This is a genomic window from Nitrosomonas oligotropha, assembly GCF_900106555.1.
GTDB classification, from domain to species: Bacteria; Pseudomonadota; Gammaproteobacteria; order Burkholderiales; family Nitrosomonadaceae; genus Nitrosomonas; species Nitrosomonas oligotropha_A.
Window position 1 is genome coordinate 1 of record NZ_FNOE01000050.1, and the last position, 13,403, is coordinate 13,403.

The window sequence follows — 13,403 nt, forward strand, 5'->3', positions numbered from 1 at the left end:
AATTCTTTTGCATATTGCTTTCTCGTTATCATTTCTTCCTCCAATTAAGCTATTTTCTCTTAACTGGAGTGTCCGGTTCCATTAAACCATGTCACAGTGAATCTCCCGTTAGTTAGAGTGCGGAGGGCTTACCTCACTGAGATAACACCAGTAAATCGTAGTTTCTTCTTTGTTCGCTTTACTGGAATGGTTCTTACTGATAACTAGCCGTAAATGCTGCTGATGCTTGATATATTAAATCAATCGGCCATACTTGAATTCTCTAGGAGAGAGTGTATTGCTAAGCAACGCCTGCTTAGATAGATCCAACATCGCCATTCCTGCTTTTTCTCACTTTCAAAACTAACAATCTGCTCTTCGGGAAATCTCCTGGGCGCATTATTGAAGGAAGGCAAGAACGTTATTAAGAGCGGTCACTTAATTCCTTTATTTTCGCAAAATTTCCTTTTTCATGCTACACCATATATTATGAAAAAATTATGACAACCTAAAGTTACACAATAAATACGATGATCAGACAGATATTGATCCGATAAATTACAAATGGTAATGCAGGATATGTGATTTTGCATGGGTTTGAGTGAGCGCTCTAGATTTTTCCATATTAACTAAATATACTTTCTTTATCAACGGAATAAAGCAAACTTAAGTGCTCTAAATTATCTTTCATTTTTCTAATAATTCTTAATCTAACATGCAACAAGTATCTATACAACTACTCGTAACCTTCTCCAATCTAAAAGAAAACCATGAATCGTCTCTGGTTTTGTGGAGATAAAGTGATTGAAGAAGGGAAGAAATGAAAAATCAATGATGTTATAGATCATTGTGCACCCCTAGTGCAGTATAAAGAGAGTGGCTGTTGCAGTCTGACCTAAACTAAACAGTCTCCAATCCATAAAACCCGGAGCGGGTTCAATTCCAAATTAAGATCGCGATGGTATAAGCCACTTTAGAAATACTCTGTGGTATATTGAAAGCAATATCGTTAGATCCGTAAAGGATTTGATTTAATCACTTTGGAAGTTTAATTTCGCGCGGCTTGCTTGGAGATGCTTTATTCGCGAGAATAGTACCGCTATGAACTACCGCACTTGTAACAACTACAAAACAATAAGTTCAATATCACTGAGCATTGAATGAACACATTGAGACCGATCATTTTATCAGGGGGGGCGGGCACTCGTCTTTGGCCTCTGTCACGTGAGAAATATCCCAAACAGCTATTGCCATTAATAAACGAGGACTCTTTGCTGCAAGCCACAGTCCGGCGTATGGATGGATTAAAAGGTGTGCAATTAAGTGCGCCGATGATTGTTTGCAATGAAGAATACCGTTTCGTTATTGCTGAGCAATTGCGAATTATGGATAGAAAAGGAAGTATTCTGCTTGAACCCTTCGGACGCAATACTGCTCCTGCTTTAACGTTAGCTGCACTTGCAGCGCTACGGGAAGGGGATGATTCCATTTTATTGGTCATGCCGTCCGATCATGTGATTATGGATGTGGAATCTTTCCAGGCTGCTGTTTTGGCAGGTATGTCACAAGCACTGGATGGCAGGATTGTCACCTTCGGGATAACGCCTGATGCTCCTGAAACCGGGTACGGTTATATCCAATCGGGCGAGTTAATCGAGCAGGGAGAAACCGCTTGTCAAATTGCACGTTTTGTCGAGAAACCGGATCTATCAACCGCGCAAACTTATCTGGATGCGGGTAACTACCTCTGGAACAGCGGACTGTTCATGATGCGGGCCTCGGTATGGTTGTCCGCTATTGGCAAGTGTCGGCCAGATATTTTAACAGCCTGCCAAGCTGCTTGGGATCAGGGATCAGCGGATGGTGATTTTCTTCGTGTTGATAAGAAAGCTTTTGAGCAATGTCCAAGCGATTCGATCGATTATGCTGTGATGGAGAGAATTGCCCGGCAGGAAAGTGACTTGCCAGGCGGTGTAGTCATTCCGCTGACAGCCGGATGGTCTGACATCGGTGCGTGGAGCTCATTGTGGCAAGTGCTTCCCAAAGATGATGCGGGCAACGTAGCGAAGGGGGACGTATTATTAAATGATTGCAAAAATACACTGGCCATTTCCGAAAGCCGTTTAGTTACCTGTGTCGGTATCGAAAATGTAATCGTTGTTGAAACTCCGGATGCCATATTGGTTGTACATAAAGACAAAACACAAGACGTGAAATTGGTTGTCGATATGCTGAAACAGCAAGGCCGTTCGGAAGGAAAATTGCACCGTAAAGTGTTCCGTCCATGGGGCTGGTATGACGGAATCGATGTCGGTGAACGTTTTCAAGTGAAACGTATTGTGGTTAAACCCGGTGCGGCCTTATCCCTGCAAATGCACCATCATCGCGCCGAACACTGGGTTGTCGTACGCGGTACGGCTCGGGTTACGCGAAACAAAGATGTATATTTGGTCTCTGAAAATGAGTCGACTTATATTCCACTGGGTACGAGTCATCGCTTAGAAAATCCTGGTTGCGTGCCGCTGGAAATGATTGAAATTCAATCCGGCTCGTATCTGGGGGAAGACGATATCGTTCGGTTTGAAGATATTTATGGCAGGAAAGAGCATTAATCGAGCTTGTTCTTATATGCGTCGGTAAGTTATTTATCCAATTGTTTTAGCGTTTTTTCTTCAGAATTAGTCAATAGTCTCAAGCACGGCAAATAGCCATCGAAGACAATTCCATGCACTTCAATGTGCTTTTGCGAACGCAACATGCTGATCAAATATTGTGTGATAGCCTGAGTAATCACTTGCCCGGGAACCAGCACAGGGATGCCGGGCGGGTAAGGCGTGATCTGATCCGCGCATACCCGGCCATTAAGACTCGAGTTGACCTTATCTTGTTCATCCAACAGCGGCATCAGTTCACCGCCACAATAAAATGCGTCACGCGGGAGATACTTCAACTCGGTGAACCGTGGAATCTCTGCCGTTTGATAAAGCCGTTGCGGCGCGCGGTTTTCACGGGAAATGCGCATTAAGGCATCGTATAGCCGCGATACTTTGCTGCGAGTGGTACCGATCGTGAGCAACAAAGTGATTGTATTGAAAGTGGATTTTTCCACCTGGATATTGAAGCGCTCAAATAATTCCCGGATTAATTCTTCAACAGTGAAACCACAGCGTAAAATATCCACCGTTACTTTGGTGGGATCGAGTTGAATGCCATCGTGTTTGATTTCATCCGGTAGCAGATCGGGCAGTTCCAGAACCTGAAATACACCGGTGGAATTGATTTGCGCGCGTATTTCTTGCGCCAGTTCCAATGTGCGTGACAGGAGTTTATATCCCTCTAGCATAGCCTGCTTTCGCGCTACATCGAGACTCGCGATCATACTGTATTGCGGACTCGTGGAAGTATGCATATTGAAGTTTTCGCGGAACAAATGTTCGTTGAAATCGGGATCATTGACATGAATCATGCTGGATTGTGAGAACGCCGAAAGTACTTTATGCGTGCTTTGCGTAGCATAATCCGCACCGGCTTCCAGCGCGGTAGGACGGAAAGCCGGATGGAACCGGGCAAAGCCATACCAGGCTTCATCAATGATCACCTTAATTCCTTTGGCGTGTGCCGCCGCAATAATAGGCGGCAAGTCATAACGTAAGCCATCGTAGGTGCAGTTGGTTAAGATCAGCGCCTGCGCATCGCTATGTTCTTCAATCGCTTTGAACAGAGTTTGCTTGGGTACCGGTCCGTAAATATTGAATTTCTTATTGACGGAAGAATCCAGATAAACCGGGTGAGCGCCGGACAACACTACGCCATGATGCACGGACTTATGGCAATTGCGATCCAGCAACAATTTGTTGCCGGGTGCCAGCAGCGTTTGGAAAATGACCTTATTGGCCGTCGAAGTACCATTCGTGGCAAAAAATGTCCGGCGCGCGCCAAAAGCTTGGGCGGCAATTTTCTGTGCTTCCGCGATTACGCCGGCGGGATCCATCAAGGAATCCAGCATCGGCACCGAGACCGATAGATCGGCGCGGAAGATATGCTCGCCGATGAATTCATAAAAATCGCTGACCCACGGACTATCGCGCAAGGAATCACCGGAGGAGTGTCCCGGTGTATGCCAGGCATCCTTGGCCATCAGCACATAATGCTTGAGTTGGTCATAGAAAGGCGTGCGTGCTTTTTCTTGCAGCTGAGCATTGAGAATGCGGTACATGCCGCGGTAATCGCGTTCTTCGCGGTAAAAATACCCATCGACCGTTTCTGAAAAAAGTGCGTCGACCACTTCATCTTCTTGTTCTTGCGCGACCAAGATGTAAATATTCAATTCAGGACGAAAATGCGTGATTTTCTGCACCAGTTCAAGTGCGGTCATTTGCAGATCGCGTACGTGTTTTCCTTGATGTTTTAAGGTATAGAGCCGGTCATCGACGACCAACCCCTGAATATCGCCATCTTGTTCAATCGATTGAAGCGCTTCTTGTGCCGTGGTGACGCCGGAGAAAACGATGCCCAGGGGATTTTCCATCGATTTCGCGGCCGCGTTTAGCCCTTTGGTGAATTCTTTCAGAATCAATTTCTCATCGTTGATGAGCAGGATCCGGCTGATTGGTTTTTTCATGAAATGCGGCCTACCGGATTGAGCAGGCTGGATTGGAATGGTGGCGCGGCAACCGGATTCTTTTATTCAAAGCTTAACAAAGTGAATTTGTATAATTCAGCATCCGTCAATTGCATCACAACATTTTTAACCGTAGAAGAAGCGCCGATCATAACCGACGGGATCTGCAACTGGTTAATGCTGTTTGAGAGCGTTGCGATATTGCCGGGAGTGGCGGACAAGGGCACAACACTAGTCGGATCGAGTTGAAACTCGTAAGAAGGGGTGTCGCTAATCAGCCGCAGACTGACGTGATACATCTGACCAGTTCCGATATCAACGGCGAAACTTAAAATGCTGTCACTGAATATACCAGTCGGATCGGTTACTTCGACGCGATCGATCTTTACCAGGTTGCTCAGTGCGGCATGGACGCCGTCAAAATCTTTGAGCGGTGCGTTGGTAAGACTACCCCCAAGGTTTCTTACGGGCAGCTTTGCAATCGCATCGAAAACGGTCACGCCATCGAAAATAACGCGCCCAAATACCGTAAAGCCGCCGTTTTGATTGTCCAAATTGGCGGAATTGTCAGCCAGATTGACGAACCATTGGCTGGTGGCACTGTTGGGATTACCGCCCAGTTTTGCCATGGCGACGGTGCCGCGTGTATTCGAAATTTTGAATTCATTGACGATCGGAGAAAATGTATTAACGGGCACAAGCGAATCTCCGCTGGTGCCATCGACAACCTTGAAACCGCCGCCTTGGATAACAAAGCCGGGAATGCTGCGATGAAAAATTCCGCTTGTGTAGGCATCGCTATCGATGTATTTGAGAAAGTTGGCGGTAGTAATTGGCGTTTGTGTTTCAAAAAGCTCGATGCAAAATTGCCCCATGCTGCTAGTAAAACAAGCCACGGAATTCGCTTGTGCCGTAGGCGATAAGAACAGCAGGCAGATGAACGCAGCTTTATAAAAAATTTGAGAAATGCGCATGCTGATAAGAATTATTGAGTTTAAATCTGGATTTTACTGACAGATTGGAATGTGAAGCAATTGTTTTTTATGGAAAAGCCACAGTTCTGTGTATAGAATCATATTAGGATATGGGGATTAGCGGTTTCTTAATGCGATGTACAAAGTAAAAATAAATAAGCGCACTGGCAATTGCTGCAAAGAAACACCAAACCGAGGCAAAAGTTTCGAGGTAAGTGAAATAAGCCACGAAGAACCCAAGGGTGATGATGATGCCGGCAGAATATAAATATTTATAGCTGGAAAAAATGAACGGTACGCAAGTGGCCAGTAAATATAAAGCGATAACCAGTTGGTGACTACTGACGTGGTGTTTGTAGTGGATGCTGTGACGGATAATTTCAGCGACGATCGGTTCGTTAACCAGGCCGACGGCAGTATAGACTGCAAGCCCAAGACCCGCTATACCGGTGAAGGCGATGATTTTTTTGCGCATGACGGCGGTTTCCGCTTGGTAAACGGCGAAAGGTGCATACAGCGGCCAGATAATGCCGATGAACACGCCATAAATATTACTCAACCAGAATTGTGACTGTGCAGTGTCGTTATGAGATATAGAGAGCCAGAGCAATCCTTCCACCAGTTGCTGAGTAGCAAAAATGAGTGGGATCAGAGCTACTGGGAAATCTTTGGAATAGACGGTTTTCCGGATGGTTGTTATACCGACAACAAGAAGTGCCCCGCTGACAATAAAACTGGCTTCTGCTGAAAAACACATGCTGATGACCGGATTTTTAGATTACTGATTTGGTTTGTTAATGAAGTGTGGCACCTTGTAGCACCTTAACCGAGTTAATCGGATTTAGTCCAGAAATAAATTGCGGCAACCGCTCGATAGCGTTGTTTCACCAAGAAATGCCAATTTTTTGAATGGGTCGATGAAACTAATATAGGTGACGTTAATAGACATAGTTTTCGATGATGGCGTTGTTTATCAGAATTCTGTTAAAATACGAAATTCTATAAAAGTGTCAAGCAAGGAAGAGTTGTCATGGCTTATGTAGTAACTGAGAATTGCATTAAATGCAAATATACAGATTGTGTGGATGTATGCCCGGTGGATTGTTTCCGTGAAGGCCCCAATTTTTTAGTTATCGATCCCGATGAATGTATCGATTGCACATTATGTGTCGCGGAATGTCCGGTGGAAGCAATTTATGCGGAAGATGACGTGCCTGATGAGCAAGTACATTTCATCGATCTGAATGCAGATTTGTCTAAAAAGTGGCGTCCGATTATCGAGAAAAAAGATCCATTACCTGACGCGGACGATTGGGCCAGTGTTAAAGATAAGCTGGATCATCTGAAGCGCTAAACAGAAATGGCGGTAATTTGATACCGCATGTCTGATTCCTCGCAATTTCCGCAAGTCCCCCTTACTGAGGTTTTTAAGCGCATCAATGCCGGTACTACGGTTGTCACACCGAACCGGAGGCTTGCATTAGCGCTTAAAGAGAAATTCGATCAAGACCAAATCGGCCGCAACAGGGCGGTTTGGTATTCGGTTGATGTCTTGCCTTTGACTGCTTTGATTGAGCGTATTTACCTTGATGCGCTCTATGCCGCGCAATCGTTGAGATTGCCTTTGTTACTGTCGGCCTCACAGGAACAGGTGCTATGGGAATCGATCATTCAATCCTCAGCAACTGGAAAAACGTTACTGAGGATTGCACAAACAGCGCAATTGGCTCGGGAAGCGTGGCAACTGGCGCATGCCTGGCAAATCACGGATCATCTGGGTGATGGTTATCCCAATGAAGATGGCAGAGCGTTTCTCAATTGGGCCTCGGTGTATCAGGAAATAACGAGGAGTAATTGGCAGACAGATCGCGCGCGCATTACGGATCTGATTGTTGAGCACTATGAATCCTTCGATATAAAAAAAACGCCGTCACTCATTTGTTATGGCTTTGATATTTTTACGCCGCAACAAAATGTTTTTTTAAGAAAACTGGCTGCGGCCGGTTGTGAGATATCAGTTGTGGCTTTATCGGCGCAATCCCCGCATTCTTCGGGTGTGATGCGCCGTATGGAATATCCCAGCAGCCGTGACGAGACTCATCAAGCGGCACTGTGGGCGCGATCCAAAATAGTCGAGGCGGATCATGCCGTCCGAGTCGGTATCGTAGTACCGGCATTATCCAGTTATCGCAACGTGCTGATGCGTATTTTCGCTACGGTGATGCATCCGGATATCCGCTTTGCTTTGCCAGGTGCTACCCGGCCAGTGGCGCCATTCAATGTGTCTTTGGGGTTGGCGCTAACGTCTTATCCATTAATCGACGCGGCTTTGGTGAGCCTGGCTTTGTTGGATCAATCGCTAGCGTTTCATCGTGTGAGTCACTGGTTGCGATCCCCCTTTCTGGCAGGCGGCAAAGCCGAGATGGAGCAGCGTGCACTGCTGGATGCGCGCATTTGCCGTAATGCTGAGCCGATGATCACGTTGGAACGTCTGTTCGCACTTGCGACACAGGCAGGCGGACAAACGAGCTGCCCGGTTTTGCTCCGGTGTTTATCCGCATTGATGGAGTTCCGCCAAACCCAGCTGCCCCAATCCGGAAGCCATTCCACTTTTGCTCAAGTTTTCCTGAAGGTTCTGGAGATTGTAGGGTTTCCCGGAGAACGCAGCCTGGATTCCATTGAGTATCAGACATTCGAGAAATGGCACGCGCTCGTCGCAGATTTTGCCACACTGGATCATGTCGTTGCTAAGACGAGCTACCCTGAGGCGATCGGCCGGTTAAAACGAATCGCGGGCGATACCTTGTTTCAGCCTGAAACACCGGATGTGCCGATTCAAATTCTGGGTGTGCTGGAGGCGGCGGGGATGGAATTTGATCATCTATGGATCATGGGATTGTCGGACGAGCAATGGCCGTTACGTGCTCGTCCCAATCCGTTTCTGCCGTTGGAATTGCAACGCAGCGCACAATTGCCGCTGGGCTCCGTGCAGGAGTCATTGGCTTATTGCCGGCGATTGACGCAGGGATGGCTATCCGCTGCTCAAGAAGTAATTCTGAGTTATCCCAAATTCAGTGACGATCGCGACGGGCACGAATTAAAACCCAGCCCGCTGATTCAATCGATAACGGAAAATAAACCGGTTTTTCTTACGATGGAACAGCATCGTGAACGGATTATCCAGTCATGTGAGTTGGAGCGGATCGAAGACGATCAGGCGCCGCCGCTGGACACAGAAGTGGCCGGACAGGGCATCAAAGGCGGTACATCGGTGCTCAAGGATTACGCCGCTTGTCCATTTCGTGCCTGGGCCAGACACCGGTTGCGTATCGCGAATCTGGAAGTGCCGCATACCGGTTTAAACGCCATGGAACGAGGGGTGCTGGTGCATCAGGTATTGGCGCACCTTTGGCGGCAATTGAAAACTAAGGAGGCGTTGGAGGCCATGGCCGATTGTGACCTCGATGGCCTGCTGGAGCGCATTGCCAAAGAAGCTGCTACCGAGATGCGGCAAGCAAGACCGATGGCGCTTTCAAAACGTTTTGCGCAGATCGAACAACGGCGCTTGGTGCGTTTGGTGCGCGAATGGTTGAACGAAGAAAAAAAACGGGATCATTTCACCGTAATCGCAACCGAGGAAAAGCTTTCCATCCAAGTCGGCGATCTGGTCTTGAATGCGCGTCTGGACCGGGTTGACGAATTGACGAGCGGACAACATATCATTATCGATTACAAGACCAGAAAACAGACGGCTCAAAGCATGCTTGGCGAACGCCCGGACGAACCGCAACTGCCTTTGTATCTGGTGATGACAAAAGCGCAGCAGGACACTGTGGGCGTTGCATTTGCCGCGGTGAAACGAGGTGAAATGGGGTTCGCGGCGATTGTGCGCGATCCCGATCTATTGCCCGGTGTGAAAGCTTTCTCGCAAGTGAATGGATGCAAGCAATTTGCCACATGGGAAGATCTGGTCGCAGCATGGCATCGGCATTTGACGAATCTGGCGGCGGGCTTCTGCAGCGGCGATGCAAAAGTGGATCCCAAGCAGTATCCGGTCACATGCGAATATTGCGATATGCAATTGTTTTGCCGCATTCATGAACGGATTGACGAGCGTGCGATTGCACAGGACAGTGAAAATGCCTGATTCCGTACCTATCCCCGATGCTGATGAACGCCTCCGCGCACTGAATCCCGCACAATCATTTATCGTGCAAGCACCGGCGGGTTCAGGCAAAACCGCGCTGCTGATTCAACGCTATCTCAAGTTGCTGGCTTGTGCCGATGCGCCGGAAGAGATCGTGGCGATTACGTTTACCCGGAAAGCGGCGGCGGAAATGCGCGCGCGTGTTTTGGCTGCGCTGGAAATTGGTGATAGACCTGTTGATGGCGGAACCGCGCATGAGCAATTGAATCGTGAATTGTCGGCAGCCGTGCTGCAGCGGAATCGCGAAGCCGGTTGGCATATCGCCGAGAATCCGGAACGGTTGCGGATACAGACCATTGATTCGTTGTGCGCGTCATTGACACGGCAAATGCCGATATTGTCGGAATTCGGCGCGCAACCCGAGACCATCGAAGATGCGGCGGATTACTATCTGGAAGCGGCGCGTGCTACGCTGGCTTCGGTTGAACAATACCATACGATTGCGCATGACGTTGAGCGATTGCTCGAACATCTGGACAACGATATGGCGCGGATTGAAGCATTGCTGGCCGATATGCTGGCGCGGCGTGATCATTGGTTGCGTCATTTGCATGGAAAACCGCGCGAAGAACTGGAATTGTCGCTGCAAAATTCCCGTAATCATGCATTGCAATTTGTTTTCCGGCTATTCCCAGAAGCACTGCACAATGAGTTGCTGGCATTATTGCGCTACGCTGCTACGAATCTTAATGCATCCGGCAAATCACCGGAAATCGCACTTTGTGATCAATTGGAAGCATTATCAATAGCGGATGCTGAACATTGGCAGAGCATTGCTGAGTTATTGCTGACGCAAAAGGGTGATTGGCGCAAAAGAATTTCCGAGAAGGAAGGTTTTCCATCTGGTAATACCAAAGCTGAGAAAGATGAAGCCAAGGCATGGAAAAACCGTCTGGAGAATTTGCTCAATTTACTGTCACCATATGACGCTCTGCGTGAAGTATTGCACGATATACGTCAACTACCGCCGCCGCATTATTCCGATAAGCAATGGGAAATACTGGGTGCGATCACGCGATTGTTACCCTTTGCCGTGGCGCAACTTAAAGTTATTTTTCAAATCAATGGCAAAGTCGATTTTGCCGAAGTGGCGCAGCGTGCATTGCTTGCGCTGGGCGATGCCGAATCGCCCACCGATCTTGCACTGGCATTGGATTACCGCATTAAGCATCTGATGATCGATGAATTTCAGGATATTTCCATCAGTCAGTTTGCATTGATCGAGAAACTTGTTGCTGGCTGGGAAACAGGGGATGGGCGCAGTTTTTTTGCCGTCGGCGACCCGATGCAATCCATTTATCGTTTCCGTGAAGCGGAAGTAGGGCTCTTTTTGCAGGCGCGAAGTGCAGGGATCCGTACGCTGATTTTGCAACCGCTTACACTCAACGCCAATTTCCGCTCACAGCAAGGCATCATGGATTGGGTCAATGCGACTTTTGCCCACATCATGCCGGAATGCGAAGATATTTCGACCGGCGCGGTGGTGTATACGCCTTCCGCTGCAACACATGGCACGCTGGCCGGTGATGCGGTGAATATTTACCCTTTTCTAGAAAAAAATGAAGTAGCAGAAGCCCGGCAGGTTATCGAGATTATCCTGCGCACACGACATGATCATCCGGACGGAACCATTGCAATATTAGTGCGCAATCGTAGCCATTTAACTGAAATAGTCGAGCAAATCAAAGCCGCCGGTCTGCGCTTTCGTGCTATCGATATCGAATTGTTACGTCACAAGCCTGTGGTGCAGGACTTACTGGCGCTAACCCGCGCTTTAATAAATCCGGCCGACTATGTAGCATGGTTCGCACTGTTGCGCGCACCTTGGTGTGGCCTGTTGCTTAAGGATATTTCGACATTGACTGAGAAAAATCTCAATGGCATGAGCAAAGAAGTCACCCTGTGGGGATTGATTTGCGATGAGAACCGCTGGCAGGGTATTTCGGTCGATGCAAGTGTGCGCTTACGCCGCATCAAGGAAATATTGAGCCCTTGCATGATCAATCGGCGGCGTCAGGCATTGCGTGTGACAGTCGAAGCAGCTTGGCATGTCTTGGGAGGGTCGGGGTACATCAATGCGGCATCAATCGGTAGCGCCGGTGCTGCCAAGGCTCTGGATGATGCGATGATTTATCTGGACTACCTTGAAAGTCAGGAGGTAGCCGGAGATATTCAAGATCTGGCAAACTTCGAGAATGGATTGGTTGCATTGTATGCATCGCCGGATTTGGAGGCTGATGAGTCTTTGCAGATTATGACAATTCATAAAGCCAAGGGGCTGGAGTTTGATACGGTGATTGTGCCTGGTTTGGGTCGAACCTCGCGCAATCATGACAAACAGTTGTTGAGGTGGATCGAACAGCCGCATAGTCAAATCGCAGGAGAAAAGAGCCCGGCGATGCCGGATTTATTACTTGCGCCGATTCAGGAAACGGGCTTGGGCGTTGATCCGATCTATACGTGGGTGGAAAAACTGGATCGGGACAAGGCGCAATTTGAAATCGATCGCTTACTGTATGTGGCTGCCACGCGTGCTAAAAAATTCTTACACCTGCTTGGTCATGTCAATGGAGCTTCGGATGATCATGGTAATGCGGCACCATTGAAACCACTGCAAGGCTCATTGCTGCAGCGGTTGTGGCCGATTGTACAACCGATCTATAGCGCTGCAGCAACCGATGACGCTATGTCGTTGAATCGTCATTCAGAAAATAGAGCAGATAATACGATTAGCGCAGCTGTAGTCAGTCAGAGTATTTTTCGATTGAAGTCAGACTGGGTATTGCCGGATGCGCCGGAGTCGGTTACATGGCAAGAATCCCGCGATAAAAAACAAATTCAGGAAGAAATAGAATTTTCTTGGGCTAGCGAAATGGCCCGGCACGTGGGTAACGTGGTGCATCGTTGGTTACAGAAAATTGCCGAAGATGAAATGAATAACTGGAATGCGGTGCGTATTCAGGGAATGCGTGAACAATTCACATGGAATTTAATTGCGGGCGGGATAAGCGGAGATGATCAGACCATGGTTTACGCGGTTGAGCGGATTATCCTGGCCTTAACGAATGCAATTCAAGATGAGCGTGGACAATGGATTTTGGGGGCTCAGCCATTCGCGCAGAATGAATTGAGAATCAGCGGTATCGTCAACGATAAAGTGATGAGCTGGATAATTGATAGAACATTCTGTGATGCCAACGGCATTCGCTGGATTATAGATTACAAAACAAGCAGTCATGAAGGCTCGGCATTGGCGGATTTCCTTGACCGCGAACAAATGCGCTACCAGCATCAGCTCAATCAATATGCCAAACTCATGCATCAAATCGACTCACGTCCCATAAAATTGGGAATATATTTTCCTCTCATATGCGGTTGGCGTGAGTGGTGAAAATTGACAATAATTTGGCATGACCTCGGTCGAAAGCTAAGAAATTTTTCTAAAATCATTAGTGAGTGGGTCATTATCAATTAATCCTTGTAGATAAAGGGGAAATGAGAGAGGGTGGAGATTAAATCCCTTGAGAAAGGGAGGAGATTTTATGACAAATGACTTGACTTTGAGGGGTAAGGTCGACTAGCCTGAGAGGCGTGGTTAAATTAAGGGTAAAAATAGGTTAAT

The 13,403-nt window shown here is 47.7% G+C and carries 7 protein-coding genes; 4 read left to right on the top strand and 3 right to left on the bottom strand.

All coding sequences use genetic code 11. The annotated features are described in order from the left end of the window. The first annotated feature begins 1,139 nt into the window (after positions 1–1,139). Positions 1,140–2,591, top strand: a complete 1,452-nt coding sequence (locus BLU57_RS15035) for a mannose-1-phosphate guanylyltransferase/mannose-6-phosphate isomerase (RefSeq protein WP_090322676.1) — start codon at positions 1,140–1,142, stop codon at positions 2,589–2,591. Positions 2,592–2,620: 29 nt separating this feature from the next. Here BLU57_RS15035 and BLU57_RS15040 read toward each other — a convergent pair whose 3' ends face one another. From BLU57_RS15040 to BLU57_RS15050, 3 genes are all read right to left on the bottom strand, one after another. Then, positions 2,621–4,600 (bottom strand): aminotransferase class I/II-fold pyridoxal phosphate-dependent enzyme, encoded by a 1,980-nt coding sequence (locus BLU57_RS15040; protein WP_090322678.1) that lies wholly within the window; start codon positions 4,598–4,600, stop codon positions 2,621–2,623. A 62-nt stretch (positions 4,601–4,662) separates the two neighbouring features. Next, positions 4,663–5,574 (bottom strand): peptidylprolyl isomerase, encoded by a 912-nt coding sequence (locus BLU57_RS15045; protein ID WP_090322680.1) that lies wholly within the window; start codon positions 5,572–5,574, stop codon positions 4,663–4,665. Between the two features lie 103 nt (positions 5,575–5,677). Continuing rightward, complete coding sequence (locus BLU57_RS15050) at positions 5,678–6,331, bottom strand: DUF6629 family protein (RefSeq protein ID WP_090322682.1); 654 nt, start codon at positions 6,329–6,331, stop codon at positions 5,678–5,680. A 273-nt stretch (positions 6,332–6,604) separates the two neighbouring features. Between BLU57_RS15050 and fdxA the strand changes: the two genes are divergently transcribed. Genes fdxA through BLU57_RS15065 form a run of 3 tightly spaced genes read left to right on the top strand, consistent with a single transcriptional unit; the run spans position 6,605 to position 13,172 of the window. Continuing rightward, a complete protein-coding gene (gene fdxA, locus BLU57_RS15055) occupies positions 6,605–6,928 on the top strand; it encodes a ferredoxin FdxA (RefSeq protein ID WP_090322684.1) in 324 nt (107 codons plus the stop codon). A gap of 27 nt (positions 6,929–6,955) precedes the next feature. Further along, positions 6,956–9,721 carry a PD-(D/E)XK nuclease family protein gene (locus BLU57_RS15060; protein ID WP_090322686.1) on the top strand — a complete coding sequence of 922 codons (2,766 nt, stop codon included), beginning with the start codon at positions 6,956–6,958 and terminating at the stop codon, positions 9,719–9,721. Beyond that, entirely contained in the window at positions 9,714–13,172 is a 3,459-nt protein-coding gene (locus tag BLU57_RS15065) for a UvrD-helicase domain-containing protein (RefSeq protein WP_090322688.1), read from the top strand. The genes BLU57_RS15060 and BLU57_RS15065 overlap by 8 nt, the downstream gene beginning before the upstream one ends. Positions 13,173–13,403: the final 231 nt, after the last annotated feature.